Consider the following 21,749-nt stretch of genomic DNA (forward strand, 5'->3'; position numbering starts at 1 on the left):
TTCAGACACTCCTCGAAACACGGCCGAGCGCAGGCTCCAGGCCGTCGATAAACAGGCAGGCAGCCAGCAGATCAGCCGCGCCGCCAGGCGAAGCATTCAGCGCCAGCAGTTGCTGATCCAGTTGGTTCAGCGCGCGGCGCCCGGCAAGGCTGGCACTGCCGCCAACGTCCAGCACGTGCTGAGCGCCGCGCTGCATGGTGTGCAAGCCTTCGATACCGGCACGATGCAGCACGCAGGTGTCGGACAGGGTGGTCATGATCGCCAGCAGCGCATCCAGCCGGGCGTTCTGCTCGCCACTGCCCGCTGCGCGACTGCGTTGCAGTTGCGGCAAGGCGAAATCCCTGACTGCCGGGAAGCCTTGCTGCGCCTGTTCTCGGGCGCCCATTACACCGTAACGGCGAACCACTTCATTACCGTGACTGCCCTGCACGAGCACCTGGCGATCCTTGATCTGCGCCAGGCTGGCAGCCCGCGCGAGCACGGCTTCGGGTGCGCAGTTGCGGGCGTCCAGCGCGGCAGCCGTCACCAGCAGGCCCAGTGCCCAGATCGCACCTCGATGAGTATTCACACCCTGGGTGGTGCGCAGCATCGTGGCTTCGCCATCGCGACCGAGACGACCGAGCGCCTCACGTAATGGCTGGCCCACTGTGTTGAATTGCCCGGCGGCGTCAGCCATTAACTTGAAGGTCGGCCACAGTGACAGCGCCGAGGAATGCATCAGGCCCAGATGCAGATCGGTGTGCGCGCCGCTGCCACGCCGGTCCACCAGTGCTGGCTTGGGCGACAGGTCGGCTTCGGCGATCAGGGCATCGACGGCCAGATCGGCCAGTCGCTCGGCAAGCGAAGCAGCTTGCGGTGTCAATTGAAGTGCGCTCATCACCAACTCCTGAATTTGGCAGGCGGGCTGTACAGGCCACCGGACCACTGAACCAGATCGGCAATGCTCTTGGCCGCAAGCAGTTCACGGCTGGCATCGGTACGCCGGATACCCAGGTCTTCCGGAAGCGCGATCAGCCCTTCACGACGCATACGTGCAGTGTCTTTCGGGTTATGGCGCAAGCCGATCACGGTCACGCCCGCCACGGCGGCAATCATCGCCTGACGCTCTTCCAGGCTGCGCGCCTTGTAGAGGTAGGCGATGCCTTCTTCGGTCAACAAATGGGTGACGTCGTCGCCGTAGATCATGATCGGTGCCAGCGGCATGCCGCTTTTCTTCGCCACTTCTACAGCGTCCAGCGTTTCAACGAAGGTCGGCTTGCCGCCCTCCTGAAACGTCTCGACCATCTGCACCACGAGCTTTTTGCCGCGCTCCAGATAGGCATCCGGGCCGCTCTCGTTCTGTTGGCGCATGTCCAGCCATGCCGGGGTGGCATGACGTCTGCCGCGCGGATCATGGCCCATGTTCGGTGCGCCGCCAAAACCTGCCAGCCTGCCACGGGTGACGGTCGAGGAATGCCCGTCTCCATCCACCTGCAGGGTCGCGCCGATAAACAGGTCAACGGCATATTGGCCAGCCAGCTGACAGAGTTGGCGATTGGAACGCAGCGAGCCATCGCGTCCGGTGAAGAACACATCCGGGCGCGCAGCGATGTAGTTTTCCATGCCCAGTTCGGTGCCGAAGCAATGCACGCTCTCGACCCAGCCGCTTTCGATGGCCGGGATCAGCGTAGGATGCGGGTTAAGCGTCCAGTTACGGCAGATCTTGCCCTTGAGGCCCAGCGACTCGCCGTAGGTCGGCAGAATCAGTTCAATGGCTGCGGTATTGAAACCAATGCCGTGGTTCAGCGACTGAACGTTGTGTTTTTCGTAGATGCCGCGAATCGCCATCATCGCCATCAATACGTGCACTGGCTTGATGTGCCGCGGGTCGCGGGTGAACAGCGGCTCGATGTAGAACGGCTTGTCGGCCACCACCACAAAATCGACCCACGAGGCGGGAATGTCCACGCGAGGCAGTTCGCTGACGTCATCCACCAATTGGTTGACCTGAACGATGACGATGCCATCGCTGAATGCGGCCGGCTCGATCAGCGCCGGGGTGTCCTCGGTGCTCGGGCCGGTGTAGATGTTGCCTGCCCGGTCGGCCATGAAGCCTGCGGCCAGCACCACGTTGGGGATCAGGTCCACCACCAGCCGCGAATACAGTTCGATGTAGGTGTGGATCGCACCGATTTCCAGCAGGCCGTCTTCCAGCAGTTGGCTGATGCGCAGGCTTTGTGTGCCGGCAAACGAGAAGTCCAGTTTGCGTGCGATGCCTTGCTCGAAAAGGTCCAGATGCTCGGCGCGGCCAACGCTCGGCATGATCATGTGTAGGTCATGCACCTTGCCCGGATCGACTTTGGCCAGCGCGCGGGACAGGAAGTCCGCCTGCTTCTGGTTGTTGCCCTCAAGCACCACCCGATCACCGGAAACCAGCAAGGCCTCCAGCGCCGAGACAATCTTGTCGGTCGGCAGCACTACGCCATCGGCCAGCGCCCGCACCTGCTCCAGACGCCGCTGCTTCTCGGTGCGACGACGTGTCCAGCGTGCGTCGGGGGAAGTTGTTGTTGTCATGATCGCTCCACGATTTTGCTGTCGTGGGCCACCTTAGGAGCGATAGGGGCAGGCATCAATCAAGCAGCGAGGCGAATCGTTACGGCTGGAGTAACGATAGTAAAAGTGATCATTTTTTGATCACCTTTATTGGTGCCCGTAACATCCGCGAAACGCCCTGCTGATCTTTGTGTAGGACCGGTCTTTAACAGAATTTCTGCGCACCTGAGTAGCGGTTTTACGCCTAGCCTTCAGGCTTCCAGACCTCAAAGGAAGCACTGCCATGTCGTTCATAGTCAGGGAAGGCGATCTCACCACCACTGGCGGTTTTGTACTGAGCGCATCGGCAAGCGAGGTCATCGACCTGCGTCGCGTGGCCCGCATGGGCGACCCGGTGTGGTGCCCGGCATGCGGGGAGATTGGTTTCATCGCCCAGGGCAACCCCACCTACATCGACGAACTTGTGGCGGTCGCTACTCAGGGTCATGAGGTGCAGTGTGGCTGCGCACCCGGCAGCAATACGCTGACCACCTCGCAGGAGCACGTCCGGGCCGACATGGACGCGACCGTCGCCATCCCCGAAGAACTGGCCTCGACAGCGCGACTCTATGCCGAACATCTGGCGCGCTCATTGAGAGACGGCAGCTATACGCCCGAAGTACTCAGGCCTCTTTCGCAGCCATGTTGAGTTGCGAATCTCGTGCCCATGCTCCGTAGTCAGCATACACATGCTTTGTGGGAGTGAGCTTGCTCACGAATGCGGTGGTTTAAACGCCCTGCTTTCGGGGTCTGTACCGGCCCCTTCGCGAGCAAGCTCGCTCCCACATGACTTGCGTTTCAACTATAGCGCCAAGGCTCCGTATAGGTATGCCCATCACGGATGGGCGTTGGTCTCGAGCAAGTGATGCAGTTCCATGAACTGCTGCGTCAGTTTGTGCCGTGGGTCCAGGTGGATCAGCGGCAGGTTGGCCTGATGAGACTCGCGCATTTTCACCGATGCGCCCAGATAGACCGGCAACACCGGCAGACCCTCGGCGATCAGCTCGTCGAGCATCTGCTGCGGCAGGCTGGCTCGGGGCTGGAACTGGTTGACGATGATGCCTTCAACCTGAAGATCTTCGTTGTGATCCTCTTTCAGTTCCTCGATCTCGCGCATCAGCCCGTACAGCGCCTGTCGGGAAAAAGTGTCGCAGTCGAACGGGATCAACACACGATCAGACGCAATAAGTGCCGAAACCGCATAAAAGTTCAGTGCTGGCGGCGTATCCAGATAAATCCGCTCGTAATCCTCACTCAATTCGTCAAGCAGTTTGCGCAGCTTGTTGATCTTGTGTTTCGCCTCAAGTTTGGGCTGCAAGTCGGCAAGCTCGGCAGTGGCCGTGACCACATGCAGGTTATCGAACGGTGTTTCATAGATATCGACGTGGTTTTTCTTGGCGAACGGTGCTGCTGACAGCGTGTTCTTGAAGAACTCGGCAATACCCATCGGAATATCCTGACCGGTAAGTCCGGTGAGGTACTGAGTCGAGTTGGCCTGGGCATCGAGATCGATCAACAACGTCCGATAGCCTTCGTGAGCGCTGACTGCAGCCAGATTGCAGGCGATGCTCGATTTGCCTACACCGCCCTTCTGATTGAATACCACGCGACGCATGCTTTGGGTTCCTTGAAAGATGAAGAAACAGCAGGTGTGGCCGATAACGACCTTAAGAGGTGTAGAGTCTAGGCAGTGCATATGACAACAGCGAGCTTATCGCAAAACGGCACGTACCTGCCTGTCATCCTGAAACCAGACTTGAACTTTAAAATACACGTCTGTAAACGGTTTTTATGTAACAAATTTGCTAGTAATGACCCCCATCGGGATAATGCGCGCACTCGGTCAAATTACCGCACCCAGGCTGATATCTACCTGATATCGATGTAGCGAGAAACAAGCCCGCAGGGGCGGGAAGAGAAGTCTTGATCACCTTCAACATTGCACGATGGCATGCCTGGGCTCCGGGCCTGGCGAGCGCTGACGACTGGTTGCAATGGAGCCGCAATCCGACGTTGCTGGAAACCAGTGACGCCGCGCCAGACGTGTCTTTCCTGCCTGCCATGCAACGCCGCCGCCTGGGCCGCATGGCCAGAATGGCATTTGCCGTCGGCTGGCCATTGACTGAAGGCTTGGGACGCGTACCGCTGGTGTTTGTCTCGCGCCACGGAGAAACCCCGAGAACGTTTGAAATTCTGCGCGATCTGGCCGCGAACGAGCCGGTTTCACCGACCCAGTTCAGCCTTTCAGTGCATAACGCAGTGATTGGTCTGTGGTCGATCATGCGCGGTGAAACAAGTGAGATGACAGCCCTGGCCGCCGCAGGCGACGGGCTGGAGTATGGAGCGTTCGAGGCCGCAGCGTTGCTGGCCGAGGGTGCAGAAGCAGTATTGCTTGTGGTGACTGAAGAACAGCCACCACACGCTTATGCACAATGGATTGATGACGTGCCCTTTCCCTACGCGGTCGGCTTGCTGCTGACGCCCGGCAACGAGTGGGAATTGTCTTTGCACAGCGACACACAAGGGAACCCGCAGACTCGATGGCCCCACGCATTGAATCTGCTGCAAGCCTTGCACACTGATCAATCCGTCTGCCTGCACCCCTGGAATAACCGGTTATGGAACTGGCAACGCAAGAACTGAAAAAACGTCAGGATGCTTATTACTGGCGTTTGCTGGCAACCGCCTTCAGCTTTGCCCTGTTCGGGTTCAGCGGCCTGTGTCTGCGCTTGTTCGTTTTTCCGATACTGAGTTGCCTGCCCGGCAGTGTAGCCAGTCATCAGCGCCGCGCCAGGCGGACCATCAGCCGCCTGTTCTGGCTGTTCATCCGCATCATGGCGCGCATGGGCGTGTTGACCTACGAGGTGCAGGGAGCCGAAAAGCTCGGCCGCCCCGGGCAGATGATCATTGCCAACCACCCGTCACTGATCGACGTGGTGTTCCTGATCGGGCTGGTGCGTGACGCCAATTGCGTGGTCAAGCGCAGCCTGTGGGAAAACCCGTTCACCCGCGGCCCGGTGCGCTCCACCGGTTACATCAGCAACGACGGCAGCATGGACATGCTCGATGCCGCCGTGGAGCGCCTGCAAAGCGGCCAGACACTGATTATTTTCCCCGAAGGCACCCGCACCCAGCCGGGTCAGCCGCCGGTCTTTCACCGGGGCGCGGCCGCCATTGCACTGCGTGGCGCGAGCATGATCACTCCGGTGACCATCAAGGTCCAGCCGACCACTCTGACCAAGGCCGAGCCCTGGTATCGCATTGCACAACGCCGCGTGCACTTCAGTTTGCGCGTCGGTGCCGATATAGACCCCACCGCCTTCAGTTCGCTGGGTCCGCCGCCCGTGGCGTCCCGCAAGCTCAACGATTACCTGCATGACTATTTCACCAAGGAGCTCGCCTCAGATGAGCGATCTGCACCAGGACATTAAATTGTTGATCATCGATGCCCTGGGCCTCGAAGACATCACCCCGGAAGATATCGGCAACGATATGACGCTGTTCGGCGAAGGACTGGGACTGGACTCGGTGGATGCGCTCGAACTGGGCCTGGCCATCCAGAAACGCTATGGCATCAAGATCGATGCCGATGCAAAGGACACCCGTAACCATTTCGCCAGCGTCGACAGCCTTGCGGCCTTCGTCAGCGCCAGACAACCGGCCTGAGAATTGAACATGCAAACCCGTGAAGACATCTTCGAAATCCTGCGCGCCGCAATGGTGGAACTGTTCGAACTGGAGCCTGAGAGGGTCACACTTGAAGCCAACCTGTATCAGGATCTGGAAATCGACAGCATCGATGCCGTGGACCTGATCGACCACATCAAACGCAAGACCGGCAAGAAGATTGCCGCTGAAGAGTTCAAATCAGTCAGAACCGTGAACGACGTGGTAGAGGCCGTCTACAAACTGGTCAATACGGCCAAATGAAGCGGCTGATTGGCCTGATTCTGGTACTGGCCGGTGTGCTGTATCCGTTTGCCGTCTACTGGGGAACCGAACACTTCGCCCCGTGGCAGTTCGCGCTGCTGCTGGGCAGCCTGTGGCTGGCGCGCGCACTGACCGGCGAGCGCAAGCCAGGCAGCCTGGCGATGGCGATTGTCGCCCTGGTTTTTTGCGTGGCGCTGGGCGTACTCGACAGCCACCTGATGCTGCGCTGGTATCCGGTACTGGTCAGCGCGTTCATGCTCGGCCTGTTCGGTTCAAGCCTGGTCTACGGCCCGCCGATCGTGGAAAGAATGGCGCGCATAAACCGCCCTGAACTGCCCGAGTCCGGCATCCGCTACACCCGTAAAGTCACGCAGATCTGGTGCCTGTTCTTCCTCGCCAATGGCCTCACGGCAGCCATACTGACGCTCTGGGCACCGTTGTCCTGGTGGACGCTGTACACCGGCCTGGTTTCCTACGGATTGATGGGCCTGTTGTTCGCTGTTGAATGGATAGTCCGCCCACCCGCTGCGGGCGGCAAATGAAATGGATCGCATGAACTGGTTGAACCTAGAACACCTGCTGCTCGACGCCCTGCCCGACCGGCTGCTGACGCTGGCCCCGACCCTGGACCACGCGCAATTTCGTGATCAGGCACTGAGCGTGGCCGCAGGGCTGCAAGCACGCGGTATCAAAAACCTCGCAGTACACCTTGAAGATGCCGCTGACCTGGCCGTCGCCTTGTTCGGCGCCTGGCGCGCCGGTGTGCATGTGTTGCTGCCCGCTGACTTGCAAGGCCAGACCCGCGAGCGCTGGGCCAATCAGGTCGACCTGTGGCTGACCGACCTGGCGCACGACACGCATTTAAGCGATCTGCACGCCGCGCAGCTGGCTCCGGCAGCGCTCGACCTAGACCAGTGCCGGTTGAGCCTGTGCACCTCGGGTTCCAGCGGCGAGCCCAAACTGATTGAAAAACGCCTGCGCCAGCTGGCCAACGAAGTCTGCGGGCTGGAACAGTTGTGGGGCGCGCAGCTTGGTTCGGCATGCATGATCGGCAGCGTCGCGACGCAACATATTTATGGGCTGCTGTTCCGTTTGCTATGGCCGCTGTGCGCCGCACGCCCGTTCGTGCGCCGCCAGTTGCCGTTCGCCGAAGACCTGCAACGCGCCAGCCGCGAATACCCGTCCTTTGCCTGGGTCGCCAGCCCGGCACTGCTCAAGCGCATGGGCGACAACCTCGACTGGAGCAGCCTCAGTGCCGTGCGCCGGGTGTTTTCATCCGGCGGCGCATTGCCAGCCGAAGCGGCGCAAAGCCTGCAACAACGTCTTGGCCAGTGGCCGACGGAAATTCTCGGCAGTTCGGAAACCGGTGGCATCGCCTGGCGGCAGGGCGACCAACGCTGGCAAGCCTTCGATGGCGTAGAGCTGAGTCAGGACAACGAGGGTGCGCTGCGCATCAGCTCGCCCTATCTGCCGCCCGGTCATGTCGAGCAGACCGCCGATGCGGCGCTGATCGGTGCAGACGGGCGCTTCGAACTGCTCGGCAGGCTCGACCGCATCGTCAAACTCGAAGAGAAACGCGTGTCCTTGCCGCTGATCGAGCAGGCCCTCGCGGCTCACCCGTGGGTGAGTGAAGCGCGCCTTGGCGTGGTGCAGGCAAACCGTGCCTCGCTGGGCGCGCTGCTGGTGCTGAGCGACGCGGGCTTGCTGGCCCTGCGCAATCAGGGCCGTCGGGCGCTCACCGAAGCCTTGCGACAGTACCTGCAACCGCATTGCGAAACCATCGCTCTGCCGCGTCGCTGGCGTCTGCTGCGGCAGATGCCGCTCAACGCCCAGGGCAAGCTGCCTCAGGCAGAGGTCGAGGCGCTGCTGCTGGCGCCACGCTCGAAACAGCCAGAAGTGCTTGAGCAACAGAACGTCGAAGGCGAGCTGCACCTGCAATTGAGCGTCCCGCCAGATCTGGCATTTTTCAGCGGCCACTTTCCCAAGGCACCGGTCTTGCCCGGCGTGGTTCAGGTCGAATGGGCGATCAGTCTGGGGCAGCGCCTGTTGAATCTGCCACCCGACTTTGCCGGCATGGAAGTGCTCAAGTTTCAGCAACTGGTGCGCCCCGGCGACCGCCTGAAATTGACCCTGCGCTTCGATGCCGCACGCTCAAAGCTGCATTTCGCCTTTCACAACAGCGAAAACGCACCCTGCTCCAGTGGCCGGATTGTGCTGGAGGGCGGCCATGCATAAGCCTTGCGTGATCATTCCGGTGTTCGACCACGAGCTGGCCGTGCCCAACGTGGTCAAGGCCGTCCGCAATGCAGGCTTGCCCTGCATACTGGTGGACGATGCCAGCAGCCCGGCTTGCGCCGCAGTGTTACAGCAACTGGCGCAGGGTGAGGATATCTACCTGTTGTGCCTGCCGGTCAATCAAGGCAAGGGCGGCGCGGTCATGGCCGGGTTTCGCGAAGCGGCACGCCTGGGTTTCAGCCATGCGCTGCAGGTCGATGCCGACGGTCAGCATGACCTGAGCGATATTCCGGTGTTTCTGGAGCAGTCACGCCAGTACCCGCAAGCGTTGATCTGTGGCTATCCGCAGTACGACGAAAGCGTGCCCAAAGGCCGCCTGTACGCCCGTTATCTCACCCACGTCTGGGTATGGATCAACACCCTGTCGCTGCACATTCGCGATTCCATGTGCGGCTTTCGGCTCTACCCGCTGGCCCCGGTTCTGGCGCTGATCGACAGCGTGCAGATCGGCAGGCGCATGGACTTCGACTCGGAAATTCTCGTGCGCCTGTCATGGCGCGGCCAGGCGATGCGCTGGCTGCCGACCCGCGTTCACTATCCGCAGGACGGCCTGTCGCATTTCCGCCTGTTTCACGACAACGCCCTGATCTCGAAAATGCACGCCAAGCTGTTCTTCGGCATGCTGATGCGTCTGCCGGTGATCCTCTGGCGACGGTGGCGCTCATGACCATTGAAAAATCGCCCAAGGAACATTGGGCCAGTCACGAAGAGCGTGGCAGTTTCCTGCTCATGAAGCTTACCGCCTGGGGCATGCGCGTGCTCGGTCGTCGCCTGCTCAGCCCGGTGCTGTATGGCATCGTCCTGTATTTCTTCGCCTTCGGCCGCCGTGCCCGACACAGCATTTGGGAATACCAGCAGCGCCTGGCGGACTGGAGCGCCAGACCCGAACTGCGCCCCAGCCAACGGCGCGTGTTTGGCCAGTTCATGGCCTTCGCCGAGGCACTGCTCGACAAGCTTGACGTATGGAACGGCAAGCTGGGCATCGAGCAGATCGAGATCATCGACCCTGCCCTGCTACGCCACAACCTGCGCGGCGAGCGCGGGCAGATGCTGGTGGGGGCGCATCTGGGCAACCTTGAGGTGTGCCGCGCACTGGCCGAGCTCGGCGAAAAAGTCACCATGAACGTGCTGGTACACACCAAGCACGCCGAACGCTTCAATCGCCTGCTCGGTGAAGCCGGGGCGACCAACCTGCGGCTGATTCAGGTCAGCGAGCTGGACCCGGCGATCATGCTGCAACTCAGCCAGCGTCTGGACGAAGGCGAGTGGCTGGCCATCGCCGGTGACCGCGTTGCCCTGCACGGCGGGCGCAATGTGCGGGTCGACTTTCTGGGCCGGCCAGCGACGTTCCCGCAAGGCCCGTGGCTGCTGGCCGGTCTGCTCAAATGCCAGGTCAATCTGTTTTTCTGCCTTAAAGGCCCGAAGGGCTATCGGGTGATTCTTGAACCGTTCGCCGACGCCATCGAATGGCGGCGCAGCGACCGCGCCCAGGTCATCGCCCACTGGGCCGAACGTTATGCCGAGCGTCTTGGGCACTACTGCCTGGAAGCCCCGCAGCAATGGTTCAATTTCTACCCATTCTGGAAGTCCGATGATGATTCAAGCTCCTGACCCGATCATTTTCGGCGAGCGCGCGCTGTGTATCGAAGACGTGCTGGCCCTGGCCAATCGGCAGGCACCGAGTGTGTTGCAAGGCGGCGCTGAATTTCGCGCACGCATCGCCAAGGGCGCGCAGTTTCTCGATTCGTTACTCAACAAGGAAGGCGTGATCTACGGCGTCACCACCGGCTACGGCGACTCCTGCGTGGTGGCCGTGACGCTGGAGCATGTCGAGGCGCTGCCGCAGCATTTGTACACATTTCACGGCTGCGGGCTAGGCAAGCTGCTGGACGCCCAGGCCACCCGTGCAGTGCTGGCGGCGCGTTTGCAGTCACTGTGCCAAGGCGTTTCCGGGGTGCGTGTCGAACTGCTTGAGCGTTTGCAGGCGTTTATCGATCACGACGTGCTGCCGCTGATCCCGGAAGAGGGCTCGGTGGGTGCCAGCGGTGATCTGACCCCGCTGTCGTACGTGGCCGCGACCCTGTCCGGCGAGCGCGACGTGATGTTCCGTGGCGAGCGCCGTCCGGCCAGCGATGTGCACCGCGAACTGGGCTGGACGCCGCTGGTGCTGCGCCCCAAGGAAGCGCTGGCGCTGATGAACGGCACCGCGGTCATGACCGGCATCGCGTGCCTGGCGTTCGCCCGCGCCGATTACCTGCTGCAACTGGCGACCCGTATCACCGCCATGAACGTGGTGGCGCTGCAAGGCAACCCGGAGCACTTCGACGAGCGCCTGTTCGCCGCCAAGCCGCATCCGGGTCAGATGCAGGTAGCCGCGTGGTTGCGTCAGGACCTGGCCATCGACGCGCCAACCGCACCGCTGCATCGTTTGCAGGACCGCTATTCGCTGCGCTGCGCACCGCATGTGCTGGGCGTGCTGGCCGACAGCCTGAACTGGCTGCGCTCGTTCATCGAGATCGAGCTGAACAGCGCCAACGACAACCCGATCATCGATGCCGAAGCAGAGCGCGTGTTGCACGGCGGGCATTTCTACGGCGGGCACATTGCGTTTGCCATGGACAGCCTGAAAACGCTGGTGGCCAATGTCGCAGACCTGCTCGACCGGCAACTGGCGCTGCTGGTCGACGAACGTTACAACCACGGCTTGCCGAGCAATCTGTCGGGGGCCAGCGCCGAGCGGGCCATGCTCAATCACGGTTTCAAGGCGGTGCAGATAGGCACCAGCGCATGGACCGCCGAAGCATTGAAAAACACTATGCCGGCCAGCGTGTTCTCGCGCTCCACCGAATGCCACAATCAGGACAAGGTGAGCATGGGCACCATCGCTGCGCGTGACGCCATTCGAGTGCTGGAGCTGACCGAGCAGGTTGCCGCCGCCACGCTGATCGCCGCCAACCAGGGTATATGGCTGCGCAGCAAGGCCGCCGATGCGCGTCCGCTGCCACCGGCACTGGCGGCCATGCATCAACAACTGGGCGAGGACTTTGCCCCCGTCATCGAAGACCGGGCGCTGGAGAATGAACTGCGCCTGTGCCTGAAACATATTGCCAACCGCCGCTGGAGGTTGCATGCGCAGTAAGGGTTTTCTGCACGTCGACACCGAAATCGTGGTGCCGTTTTTCGACGTCGACATGATGAACATCGTCTGGCACGGGCATTACGTCAAATACCTGGAAGTCGCCCGCTGCGCATTGCTCGACCACATCGGTCATAACTACATGCAGATGCTCGAATCCGGTTATGGTTGGCCGGTGATCGACCTGCAATTGCGCTATGTGCGCAGCGCGGTGTTCGGCCAGACACTGAACGTACGCGCCAGTCTGGTGGAGTGGGAGAACCGTCTGAAGATCAACTACCTGATCACCGACGCACACACCGGCGAACGTCTGACCCGCGCCAGCAGCGTGCAGGTTGCGGTCGACAGCCAGAGCCGGGAAATGCAACTGGCTTCGCCCCAGGTTTTTATCGATGCCGTGAAGAGAGCCTTGCCATGAACCGTCCGTTTCGCGCCTTGCTGCTACTGGGGTTGCTGTGCCTGTCTTCACTGGCGCAGGCTTTCGATCTGCAACAACTGAGTGACCAGCTGGCTAAACCTGCGGTGGTGCAAGGGCGCTTCATTCAGGAAAAACACCTGCGCGCCCTGCCGCAACCGCTGCTCAGCAAGGGCCGCTTCGTGCTCGCCAGGGATTTCGGGCTGCTCTGGCTGCTGGAAACACCGCTGAAACAGGATTACCGCATCAATGCCAGCGGCATTTCCCGCCGCGAAAGCGTGGGCGACGTCAGCACCTGGAAGCCCGTACCGAACAAGAATGCCGGGGCCGAGCAGAACCGCTTGTTCCTTGCTGTATTGCAGGGCGACAGCAGCGGCCTGCAACGGGATTTCGACTTGCAGCTCAAGGGCGACGCAAACGCCTGGCAACTCACTCTCACGCCGCGCTCGGTGCTGCTGCAACAAGTGTTCAAACAGATCAACATCGATGGCGGCGAACTGGTCCAGCGTATCGAGTTGCTGGAAACCCAGGGCGACAGTACCGTCCTGAAAATGATCGACAGCAGCAGTGCCCCCACCCTGACCGATGCGCAGCGTAATGACTTCAAAGAATGAGCGGCTATTGCCGCGACTGTTCCTGCTGATTCTGGCAAGCGTGCTGGCGCTGGCCGGCTGGCAGTGGCACGACCGCTCACCGCTGTCGGCCAACCTCATGGAACTGGTGCCGGGCACTGACAACGACGAACTGGTGGTGAGCGCCGAAAAGCGCATGCAGGAGCCGCTCAATCGCGAAATGCTCGTGCTGGTGGGACACACCGACCGCCAGCAGGCTGTGGAACTGGCTCGCACGCTGGCGGAGCAATGGCAAGCGAGCGGCCTGTTCGAGAAGGTTCAGTGGTCGCTGCAAGCTGATCTGCCCGCGTTGCGCACCCAGTTGCTGCAAGGGCGAATCGCGATGTTGCCGGCAGCCGATCGCGCTCTGTTGATCGATGAGCCGAAGACTTTCATCGAGCAGCGCGTACAAACACTCTTCGATCCGTTTGCCGGGTTCAGCCTGGTGCCGGGTCAGGATGACTGGCTGGGGCTGACCGGACGTATCCAGAACGGCTTGCCGAAACAGGGCTCGGTCGAGGCGGATCTGGCCAGTGGCGCGCTGATTGCCAGCGCCGAGGGCAAAAGCTGGGTACTGCTGCGTTCGCGAACCCGAACCGATGCTTTCGATCTGCACCTGCCCGGTCAGGTCGCGGACCTGCTGGCGCAAGCGCGGGTGCAGGCACAGCAGGCCGGTGGTCAATTGCTCGCCGCCAGCGGCCTGCTGTACGCCGCCGACGGGCAGAAGCAGGCCAGCCGGGAAATCACCTGGGTGGGCGGCGGCGCAACGCTCGGCATCCTGTTGCTGCTGTTGCTCGCATTCCGACGCTGGAGCGTGCTGCTGGCGTTCGTACCGGTGGTGGTCGGCATGCTCTTCGGCGCAGTGGCTTGCGTGGCGCTGTTTGGCAGCATGCACGTCATGACGCTGGTGCTGGGCTCCAGCCTGATTGGTGTGGCGGTGGATTACCCGCTGCATTACCTGTCCAAGAGCTGGAGCCTGAAACCCTGGCGCAGCTGGCCCGCCTTGCGCCTGACCCTGCCGGGCCTGACGCTGAGCCTGATCACCAGTTGTATCGGCTATCTCGCCCTGGCCTGGACGCCGTTCCCGGCACTGACACAAATTGCCGTGTTCTCCGCCGCTGGCCTGATCGGCGCTTACCTGACCGCGGTGTGTCTGCTGCCTGCACTGCTTGCAAAAGTCGAAATCAGCCCCGCGCAATGGCCGCTGAAACTGGCGCAACTGATGCTCGATTGCCGCGCTGCGTTGTTGCAGCGCATCAGCACGCCGATTCTGCTGGTGCTGCTGTTGGCCTTCTGCGGTGGCGGGCTCTGGCACCTGACTACCAAGAACGATATTCGCCAATGGGTCTCGGCACCTCGGGCATTGACCGACGAAGCCCAGGCTATCGCGCGGATTACCGGTTATCAGCCCACCAGCCAGTTCTTTCTGGTGCGCGGCAAGGATCAACAGCAGTTGCTGGATCGGCAGTCGGCACTGACTCAGCGGCTCGATCAACTGGTCAGCATGGACAAGCTGCAGGGTTACATGGCGCTCAACCAGTTGCTGGATTCGCCTGCCGAGCAGCAACTGACCCGTGATGCACTGGGCAAATTGCCGCAACACTGGGCACCACTGGTACAGCTTGGCGTTCCGGCCAACGCACTGAAAACCGAACTCGCGCAATTGCAGGCACTGCCAACGCAAGACATTGATCAGGCGCTTCAAGGCCCGCTCAGCGAACCGTGGCGTACGCTCTGGCTAGGCGCCAGCGAAGATGCCGAAGGCGACGCTCAGGTAGCCAGCATCGTCAGCCTGCGTGGCATGAACAGCATGGCGTTGCTGCGCGTGCAGGCCATCGGCCTGGAGGGCGTGCAACTGGTCGACCGTCTGGGTGAGCTCAACGAGGTGTTCGCCCACACGCAGATCAGCGCAGCGGAATTGAAGCTGGCATCGTGCGTACTGATTGTTTTGCTGCTGATCGCTCCGTTTGGCTTCGGCGGTGCGTTGCGCATTGTCGCCCTGCCCCTGCTGGCGGCCCTGTGCAGCCTCGCCAGCCTGGGCTGGCTCGGTCAGCCGCTGACTCTGTTCAGCCTGTTCGGCCTGCTGCTGGTCACGGCGATCAGCGTCGATTACGCCATTCTGATGCGCGAGCAGATAGGCGGCGCGGCGGTCAGCCTGCTGGGCACGCTGCTGGCAGCGGTCACCACCTGGCTGTCGTTCGGCCTGCTGGCTGTTTCCGGCACCCCGGCGATCAGCAATTTCGGCCTGTCGGTCAGCCTGGGGCTGGCCTTCAGCTTTCTTTTGGCACCGTGGGCCAGCCCGCGTAAAGCGCTTCATTCGCCAGCCAATGCTGAAGGGCCACACGCATGAGTCTTGCAGCGTTGTCGTCACTCCCAGCCACCGCCCAACCGAAAAGGAATACCTGTGCCCATCACTGATAGGGAAATTCGTCAGGTCGTCATCATCGGTGCCGGCCCGGCCGGTTCAATAGCGGCTGCCCTGCTCAAACGCCAGGGCCATGACGTGCTGATTATCGAGCGTCAGCTGTTCCCGCGCTTCTCCATCGGCGAAAGCCTGCTGTGCCACTGCCTGGACTTCGTCGAAGAAGCCGGGATGCTCGACGCCGTGCAGGCCGCCGGTTTCCAGCTCAAGAACGGTGCTGCCTTTGCGCGCGGCGAGCAGTACAGCGATTTCGATTTTGGCGATACCTTCAGCAACGGCAAGCCGACCACCTTTCAGGTGCAACGCAGCGAGTTCGATAAGCTGCTCGCTGATCAGGCCGATCTGCAGGGTGTGGAAATCCGCTATCAGGAAGAAATCATCAGCGCCGACTTCGACAGCCTGCAGCCGGTATTGCGGGTAAAACGCGAGGACGGCAGCGAATACAGCGTACAGGCAACCTTCGTCCTCGACGCCAGCGGCTATGGCCGTGTGCTGCCGCGCTTGCTGGATCTGGAAGCGCCATCGGGCTTTCCGGTGCGTCAGGCGGTGTTCACCCATATCGAAGACCGCATCGAAAGCCCGCCCTTCGACCGTCAGAAGATCCTGGTCAGCATCCATCCGCAGCATAGCGATGTGTGGTTCTGGTCGATCCCGTTCAGCGAAGGCCGCTGTTCGATAGGCGTGGTCGCCTCGGCCGAGCGCTTCAAGGACAAGCCCGAGGATCTGGATGCCTGCCTGCGCGCCTTTATCGATGAAACACCACAACTGGCCAGCGTGCTGAAAAACGCGGTCTGGGATACGCCAGCGAGGACCATCGGCGGCTACTCGGCGAACGTCACAACCCTGCATGGAAAGGGCTTTGCGCTGCTGGGCAATGCGGCAGAATTCCTCGACCCGGTGTTTTCATCTGGCGTGACCATCGCCATGCGTTCGGCGAGCATGGCCGCTGGCGTGCTGAATCGACAATTGCAGGGTGAGAGCGTGGACTGGGAAAGCGAGTTCGCCGTTCCGTTGAAACGTGGCGTCGACACCTTTCGCGCCTATGTCGAGGGCTGGTACGACGGTACGTTCCAGAGCGTGATTTTCTACCCCGGCAGCGCTCCGGACATCCGCCGCATGATCAGCTCGATTCTGGCTGGTTATGCCTGGGATGAGCGCAACCCGTTTGTCAGCGAGCCTAAACGTCGCTTGCGCACACTCTCGGAAATCTGCGCGGACGGTGACTCATGAATCGACCGTTCCTGAGTGACAGCTATGTCGAGGAAACCCGCTTCGGCCTGTGGTTTCTGCGCAGTAACATCTGGCAGTACCGCGTGCTGCGCGTGGCGATAGACGACTTGCGCAGCCTGTTCGATAGCGCGCTTCCGCCAGCACCGGTTTTGCTCGACGCCGGTTGCGGGCAGGGCAAGTCGTTTCAGCACCTGAGCAGGGTTTTTCAGCCTTCAAGGCTGATTGGTGTCGATGCCGATCTGCACAGCCTGGAGATGAGCCGTCAGGAGGCGCGCGCCAAAGGCATAGAGGTCGAGCTGATCGGCAGTGACTGCGCGGCGCTGCAAGTGCCGGACGCCAGCGTCGATCTGCTGTTCTGTCACCAGACCTTTCATCATCTGGTCGAGCAAGAGCAGGCGCTGGCCGAGTTTTATCGTGTACTCAAGCCAGGCGGCTACCTGCTGTTCGCCGAGTCGACCGAGGCGTACATCGACACCTGGGTGATTCGCTGGCTGTTCCGTCACCCCATGCACGTTCAGAAAAGCGCGGCGCAGTATCTGCAGATGATCCGCGACCAGGGTTTCGAGTTCGATGCACCGAATGTTTCGTACCCTTACCTGTGGTGGAGCCGCGCCAGGGACTTCGGCCTGCTCGAAGTCTTGAAACTGCAAAAGCCCAGGCCGTTCGGGCAACGTGAGGAAACGCTGGTCAATGTCGTGGCCCGCAAACCGCTACAAGGTGGCGCATCATGATCCGGGTATTATTTCTGGCCTTTCTGCTGCTGGGCGGCTGCGCTGCACAGGCACCGCTGCCGACCACCGCACCGACCATGCAATTGCCGATGCAGCTGCACATTGAGCGTCGCCAGGCCGATCAGCATCAGGACTGGTTACTGATCATCCAGCGCGAAAACGGCGGATTGCGCTGGTCGATGATGGACCCGCTGGGTATTCCCCAGGCTCGCCAGTTGCTGATCAACGGACAATGGCAAGCCGACGGTCTGCTTCCCCCCAACCCCGAAGCACGCGAGCTGTTTGCGGCAATAATGTTCGCCATGACCTCGGATCTGGAAATGCATGGCCGCTATCCCACGGCGTACCGCCAGGGCATGCAGCGGCGTCTGGATGATCGCTGGCTGGTCGAATATCAGTCAGCCAACGCCTACACCATCCGTCTCAAGGACGGGTTGAGCTACAGGGTTACACCGCTGAACGACGAGAGCATGCCATGACTGCCTATCTCAATGCGCTGGGCCTGATCTGCTCGCTGGGCGACAGCCGTGAAGAGGTGTCGCGCAGACTGTTCGCAGGCGACAGCTCGGGCATGGTGTTCGAAAGCGGCTGGGTGCCGGAACGCGCGTTGCCGGTCGGCGCGGTCAAATCCGCATTGCCGCCCATTCCGCCCACCATGCAATCGCAGCGCAGCCGCAACAACCAGTTGCTGCTGGCCGCGGCCTTGCAGATCGAAGATGACATTCGTCAGGCTATCGCGCGCTACGGAGCCGGGCGGATTGGCGTGATCGTCGGCACCAGCACCTCGGGTATCGATGAAGCAAGCGAGAGCATGGCAAGCTGGCTGCGTGATAAGACCTTCCCCGAAGATTACGATTATCGCCAACAGGAGCTGGGCGCACCGGCGAACTTCCTGGCCAGCTGGCTGCAATTGAGCGGCCCGGCCTATGTGATTTCCACAGCCTGCACGTCCAGCGCGCGGGCGCTGCTCAGCGCACGCCGGGCGCTGGACATGGGCCTGTGCGATGCGGTGCTGTGCGGCGGAGTCGACAGCCTGTGCAGGTTGACCCTCAATGGGTTCTCGGCGCTTGAAGCCATGTCGCCACAACTGTGCAATCCGTTTTCCACGCACCGCAACGGGATAAACATCGGCGAGGCGGCAGCGCTGTTTCTGATGACCCGCGAAGCTGCCAACAGCCACTCGATTGCCCTGCTGGGCGCGGGTGCCAGTTGCGACGCCCACCACATCTCGGCCCCCGAACCTACCGGGCGGGGTGCGCGGGATGCCATGCTGCAAGCGTTGGGCAATGCCCGACTCGATGCCGCACAGATCGGCTATCTGAACCTGCATGGCACCGCTACGCCGCATAACGATGCCATGGAAAGCCTGGCCGTGCAGGCGGTATTCCCGAACGGTGTACCCTGCTCGTCGACAAAGCCGCTCAGCGGCCACACGCTGGGCGCGGCGGGTGCGCTGGAGGTCGCGTTTTGCTGGTTGAGCCTGGCACCGGATAACACCGAACAGGCACTGCCCCCGCACCTGTGGGACGGCGAAGCTGACCCGCTATTGCCTGCACTGCAATGGACGCTGCCAGGTTCACGCCTGGCACCTGCAAATGCTCGTTACACGATGAGCAACTCGTTTGCCTTCGGTGGCAACAACATCAGCCTGATTATCGGAGATGCCCCATGACCGAGTGGCCGCTCGCCGAACTCATACCCCATGCTGGCGACATGATTCTCATCGATCAGGTGCTGAGTTTTGACCAAGAGCAGATTCAAACCCGCCTGACCGTGCGCGCCGATGGTCTGTTCAACCAGCCGGACGGCAGCCTGCCCGCCTGGCTTGGCGTAGAGCTGATGGCCCAGAGCGTCGCGGCCTATGCCGGTTGCCAGGCGCGCACCAAGGGTGAAGCGGTCAAGCTGGGGTTTCTGCTCGGCAGCCGCAAGTTCGAATGCAACGTAGCGCGCTTCCCGCTGGGCAGCGAGCTGCATATCCATGCCGTGCGCTCCTTGCAGGACGACAGCGGCATGGGCGTGTTCGAATGCACCCTGACCGGACCGGATATCAAGGCTTTTGCCCGACTCAATGTATATTGCCCGCCCAACACTGCTGACTATCTGGCTGAAGGAGCCCCGGCATGACTGAATCGATACTGGTCACCGGCTCCAGCCGTGGCATCGGCCGCGCCATCGCCCTGCGTCTGGCCCAGGCCGGATACGACCTGATCCTGCATTGCCGCACCGGCCGCAGCGAGGCCGAAGCCGTACAGGCCGAAATCGTTGCGCTGGGCCGTCAGGCGCGCGTGCTGCAATTCGATGTCTCGGACCGGGCCGCCTGCAAGGCGATTCTGGAAGCTGATGTGGAGACCCACGGCGCTTATTACGGCGTGGTACTCAACGCCGGGCTGACCCGCGACGGCGCTTTTCCGGCACTCAGCGATGATGACTGGGATCAGGTGCTGCGTACCAACCTGGACGGTTTCTATAACGTGCTGCACCCGCTGACCATGCCGATGATTCGCCGTCGCGCGGCGGGCCGTATTGTCTGCATCACCTCGGTTTCCGGCCTTATCGGCAATCGTGGCCAGGTCAATTACAGCGCCTCCAAGGCCGGCCTGATCGGTGCGGCCAAGGCACTGGCCATCGAACTGGGCAAACGCAAAATCACTGTCAACTGCGTCGCGCCGGGGCTGATCGACACCGCAATGCTGGACGAGAACGTGCCAGTCGACGAACTGATGAAGATGATCCCGGCGCAACGCATGGGCACGCCCGAGGAAGTGGCGGGTGCCGTGAATTTTCTGATGTCGGCCGAAGCGAGCTACATCACTCGTCAGGTGCTGGCCGTCAACGGAGGGCTGTGTTGATGAAGCGTGTGGTCGTCACCGGGATGTCCGGCATTACCTCGGTGGGCAGCGACTGGCCGACAATCGATGCGAGCTTCACCGCCAATCGCAGCGGCATCCGCAGAATGGACGAGTGGAACCGTTTCGCCGAACTGAATACCCGACTGGCTGGCCCCATCGACGATTTCGCGGTGCCCGCACACTGGACACGCAAGCAACTGCGCAGCATGGGTCGCGTATCGCGACTGGCAGTGGCTGCTGCGGAACAGGCGTTGATCGACGCCGGGCTGCTGAATGATCCGCTCATTCGCGATGGGCGCATGGGCACCGCCTGCGGCTCGTCAACCGGCAGCACCGACGAGATCAAGGCCTTCGGCAACATGCTGATCAACTCGGTGGCAGTAGGCCTGAACGCCAACTCCTACGTGCGGATGATGCCGCACACCACCGCCGCCAACATCAGCATTTTCTTCGGCCTGACCGGACGCCTGATTCCGACTTCCAGCGCCTGTACCAGTGGCAGCCAGGGCATCGGCTATGCCTACGAGGCGATCAAGTTTGGCCGTCTGCCGCTGATGCTGGCGGGCGGGGCCGAAGAGCTGTGCCCGACCGAGGCGATGGTGTTCGACGCGCTGTACGCCACCAGCCTCAAGAATGACGCGCCACACACCACACCGCGCCCCTACGACAGCGGGCGCGACGGTCTGGTGATCGGTGAAGGCGGCGGCATGCTGGTGCTCGAAGAGCTTGAGCACGCCCAGGCACGTGGCGCACACATCTACGCCGAAATCGTCGGCTTCGGCAGCAATGCCGACGGCGCGCACAGCACTCGTCCCGAGCAGGCCACCATGCGTCGCGCCATGGAGCTGGCCCTGGAAGATGCCAACCTGTCGCCCGACGCCATCGGTTACGTCAACGGTCACGGCACCGCCACCGAACAGGGCGACATCGCCGAAACCCTTGCCACGAGCAGCTTGTTCGGCTCACGCATGCCACTGAGCTCGCAGAAAAGCTTCCTCGGCCACACACTGGGAGCCTGCGGCGCACTGGAGTCATGGTTCAGCATCGAAATGCTCAACAGCGACCGCTATATCCACACGCTGAACCTGGTCGACATCGACTCACAGTGCGGCGAACTGGACTACATCGTCGGCGAGCCCCGGCGGATCAGTAATGAATATGTGATGAACAACAACTTTGCCTTTGGCGGGGTGAATACGTCATTGATATTCAAGCGTTGGGGGTGAGACCACGCACGTCTCAACTCTCGTACGTCGCTCCGCGTCGCATGACGTTCTGGACGCTCTGCGTCCGGTCTTGAGTCTGCGGCACGGCGCAGATTTGTGACGCAGAGCGTCACGACAGGCATTCCCACGCGGAGCGTGCGGAACGATAACCTTAACTATCGTGCGTCGCATGCCGTTCTGGACGCTCTGCGTCCGGTCTTGAATATGTGGCACGGCGCAGATTTGTGACGCAGAGCGTCACGAACGGCATTCCCACGCGGAGCGTGCGGAACGAGAATCTTAACTATCGTGCGGCGCTCCGCGTCGCATGCAGTTCTGGACGCTCTGCGTCCG

23 protein-coding genes are annotated in these 21,749 nt (G+C 61.6%); 20 read left to right on the forward strand and 3 right to left on the reverse strand.

Annotated elements, in window-relative coordinates; genetic code table 11:
- Position 1: 1 nt before the first annotated feature.
- The gene (locus tag RYC17_RS25425) at positions 2–877 is read right to left on the reverse strand and encodes a triphosphoribosyl-dephospho-CoA synthase (RefSeq protein WP_004666473.1); all 876 of its coding nucleotides are present in this window, start codon (positions 875–877) and stop codon (positions 2–4) included.
- The gene (gene mdcA / locus RYC17_RS25430) at positions 877–2,553 is read right to left on the reverse strand and encodes a malonate decarboxylase subunit alpha (protein ID WP_122259103.1); all 1,677 of its coding nucleotides are present in this window, start codon (positions 2,551–2,553) and stop codon (positions 877–879) included. Before mdcA ends, RYC17_RS25425 begins: the two co-directional genes overlap by 1 nt.
- Before the next feature lie 262 nt (positions 2,554–2,815).
- Here mdcA and RYC17_RS25435 point away from each other — a divergent pair, with 262 nt between their 5' ends.
- On the forward strand, positions 2,816–3,220 hold the full coding sequence (locus RYC17_RS25435) for a PAAR domain-containing protein (protein ID WP_316904705.1): 405 nt from the start codon (positions 2,816–2,818) through the stop codon (positions 3,218–3,220).
- A 186-nt stretch (positions 3,221–3,406) separates the two neighbouring features.
- On the opposite strand, the gene RYC17_RS25440 is transcribed toward RYC17_RS25435, so the two are convergent.
- Positions 3,407–4,186: a ParA family protein gene (locus tag RYC17_RS25440; RefSeq protein ID WP_316904706.1), complete on the reverse strand. Its 780-nt coding sequence runs from the start codon at positions 4,184–4,186 to the stop codon at positions 3,407–3,409.
- 308 nt (positions 4,187–4,494) lie between these two features.
- On the opposite strand from RYC17_RS25440, the gene RYC17_RS25445 reads away from it, so the two are divergent.
- From RYC17_RS25445 to RYC17_RS25535, 19 genes are read left to right on the forward strand one after another with little or no spacing between them, the layout of a single operon-like run.
- A complete protein-coding gene (locus RYC17_RS25445) occupies positions 4,495–5,214 on the forward strand; it encodes a beta-ketoacyl synthase chain length factor (RefSeq protein ID WP_002551689.1) in 720 nt (239 codons plus the stop codon).
- Entirely contained in the window at positions 5,190–6,002 is an 813-nt protein-coding gene (locus tag RYC17_RS25450; RefSeq protein ID WP_058399824.1) for a lysophospholipid acyltransferase family protein, read from the forward strand. The genes RYC17_RS25445 and RYC17_RS25450 overlap by 25 nt, the downstream gene beginning before the upstream one ends.
- Positions 5,977–6,237 (forward strand): phosphopantetheine-binding protein, encoded by a 261-nt coding sequence (locus tag RYC17_RS25455; protein WP_002551687.1) that lies wholly within the window; start codon positions 5,977–5,979, stop codon positions 6,235–6,237. Before RYC17_RS25450 ends, RYC17_RS25455 begins: the two co-directional genes overlap by 26 nt.
- A gap of 9 nt (positions 6,238–6,246) precedes the next feature.
- Positions 6,247–6,501: an acyl carrier protein gene (locus RYC17_RS25460; RefSeq protein WP_316904707.1), complete on the forward strand. Its 255-nt coding sequence runs from the start codon at positions 6,247–6,249 to the stop codon at positions 6,499–6,501.
- Positions 6,498–7,043, forward strand: coding sequence for a hypothetical protein (locus RYC17_RS25465; protein WP_058399823.1), 546 nt, complete (start codon positions 6,498–6,500; stop codon positions 7,041–7,043). The genes RYC17_RS25460 and RYC17_RS25465 overlap by 4 nt, the downstream gene beginning before the upstream one ends.
- 10 nt (positions 7,044–7,053) lie before the next feature.
- Positions 7,054–8,736 carry an AMP-binding protein gene (locus RYC17_RS25470; protein WP_316904708.1) on the forward strand — a complete coding sequence of 561 codons (1,683 nt, stop codon included), beginning with the start codon at positions 7,054–7,056 and terminating at the stop codon, positions 8,734–8,736.
- Positions 8,729–9,463: a glycosyltransferase family 2 protein gene (locus RYC17_RS25475; protein ID WP_058399822.1), complete on the forward strand. Its 735-nt coding sequence runs from the start codon at positions 8,729–8,731 to the stop codon at positions 9,461–9,463. Before RYC17_RS25470 ends, RYC17_RS25475 begins: the two co-directional genes overlap by 8 nt.
- Positions 9,460–10,407, forward strand: coding sequence for a glycosyl transferase (locus RYC17_RS25480; RefSeq protein WP_122259097.1), 948 nt, complete (start codon positions 9,460–9,462; stop codon positions 10,405–10,407). The genes RYC17_RS25475 and RYC17_RS25480 overlap by 4 nt, the downstream gene beginning before the upstream one ends.
- Positions 10,388–11,935, forward strand: a complete 1,548-nt coding sequence (gene hutH / locus RYC17_RS25485) for a histidine ammonia-lyase (RefSeq protein WP_122259096.1) — start codon at positions 10,388–10,390, stop codon at positions 11,933–11,935. Before RYC17_RS25480 ends, hutH begins: the two co-directional genes overlap by 20 nt.
- On the forward strand, positions 11,925–12,350 hold the full coding sequence (locus RYC17_RS25490; protein ID WP_057412034.1) for an acyl-CoA thioesterase: 426 nt from the start codon (positions 11,925–11,927) through the stop codon (positions 12,348–12,350). Before hutH ends, RYC17_RS25490 begins: the two co-directional genes overlap by 11 nt.
- Positions 12,347–12,961, forward strand: coding sequence for an outer membrane lipoprotein carrier protein LolA (locus RYC17_RS25495; RefSeq protein WP_122259095.1), 615 nt, complete (start codon positions 12,347–12,349; stop codon positions 12,959–12,961). Before RYC17_RS25490 ends, RYC17_RS25495 begins: the two co-directional genes overlap by 4 nt.
- A complete protein-coding gene (locus RYC17_RS25500) occupies positions 12,945–15,308 on the forward strand; it encodes an MMPL family transporter (RefSeq protein ID WP_193601001.1) in 2,364 nt (787 codons plus the stop codon). The genes RYC17_RS25495 and RYC17_RS25500 overlap by 17 nt, the downstream gene beginning before the upstream one ends.
- Positions 15,309–15,362: 54 nt before the next feature.
- Entirely contained in the window at positions 15,363–16,610 is a 1,248-nt protein-coding gene (locus RYC17_RS25505; protein ID WP_122259093.1) for an NAD(P)/FAD-dependent oxidoreductase, read from the forward strand.
- A complete protein-coding gene (locus RYC17_RS25510; RefSeq protein WP_122259092.1) occupies positions 16,607–17,341 on the forward strand; it encodes a class I SAM-dependent methyltransferase in 735 nt (244 codons plus the stop codon). Before RYC17_RS25505 ends, RYC17_RS25510 begins: the two co-directional genes overlap by 4 nt.
- The gene (locus tag RYC17_RS25515) at positions 17,338–17,820 is read left to right on the forward strand and encodes a hypothetical protein (protein ID WP_057403621.1); all 483 of its coding nucleotides are present in this window, start codon (positions 17,338–17,340) and stop codon (positions 17,818–17,820) included. The genes RYC17_RS25510 and RYC17_RS25515 overlap by 4 nt, the downstream gene beginning before the upstream one ends.
- Entirely contained in the window at positions 17,817–19,013 is a 1,197-nt protein-coding gene (locus RYC17_RS25520) for a beta-ketoacyl-[acyl-carrier-protein] synthase family protein (protein ID WP_230017360.1), read from the forward strand. The genes RYC17_RS25515 and RYC17_RS25520 overlap by 4 nt, the downstream gene beginning before the upstream one ends.
- Positions 19,010–19,465 (forward strand): hotdog family protein, encoded by a 456-nt coding sequence (locus tag RYC17_RS25525; protein WP_058399815.1) that lies wholly within the window; start codon positions 19,010–19,012, stop codon positions 19,463–19,465. Before RYC17_RS25520 ends, RYC17_RS25525 begins: the two co-directional genes overlap by 4 nt.
- Positions 19,462–20,190, forward strand: a complete 729-nt coding sequence (gene fabG, locus RYC17_RS25530; RefSeq protein ID WP_058399814.1) for a 3-oxoacyl-ACP reductase FabG — start codon at positions 19,462–19,464, stop codon at positions 20,188–20,190. The genes RYC17_RS25525 and fabG overlap by 4 nt, the downstream gene beginning before the upstream one ends.
- Positions 20,190–21,416 (forward strand): beta-ketoacyl-ACP synthase, encoded by a 1,227-nt coding sequence (locus tag RYC17_RS25535; protein ID WP_316904709.1) that lies wholly within the window; start codon positions 20,190–20,192, stop codon positions 21,414–21,416. The genes fabG and RYC17_RS25535 overlap by 1 nt, the downstream gene beginning before the upstream one ends.
- Positions 21,417–21,749 lie beyond the last annotated feature (333 nt).

This window comes from Pseudomonas syringae group sp. J248-6 (genome assembly GCF_032586995.1).
GTDB lineage: Bacteria > Pseudomonadota > Gammaproteobacteria > Pseudomonadales > Pseudomonadaceae > Aquipseudomonas > Aquipseudomonas amygdali.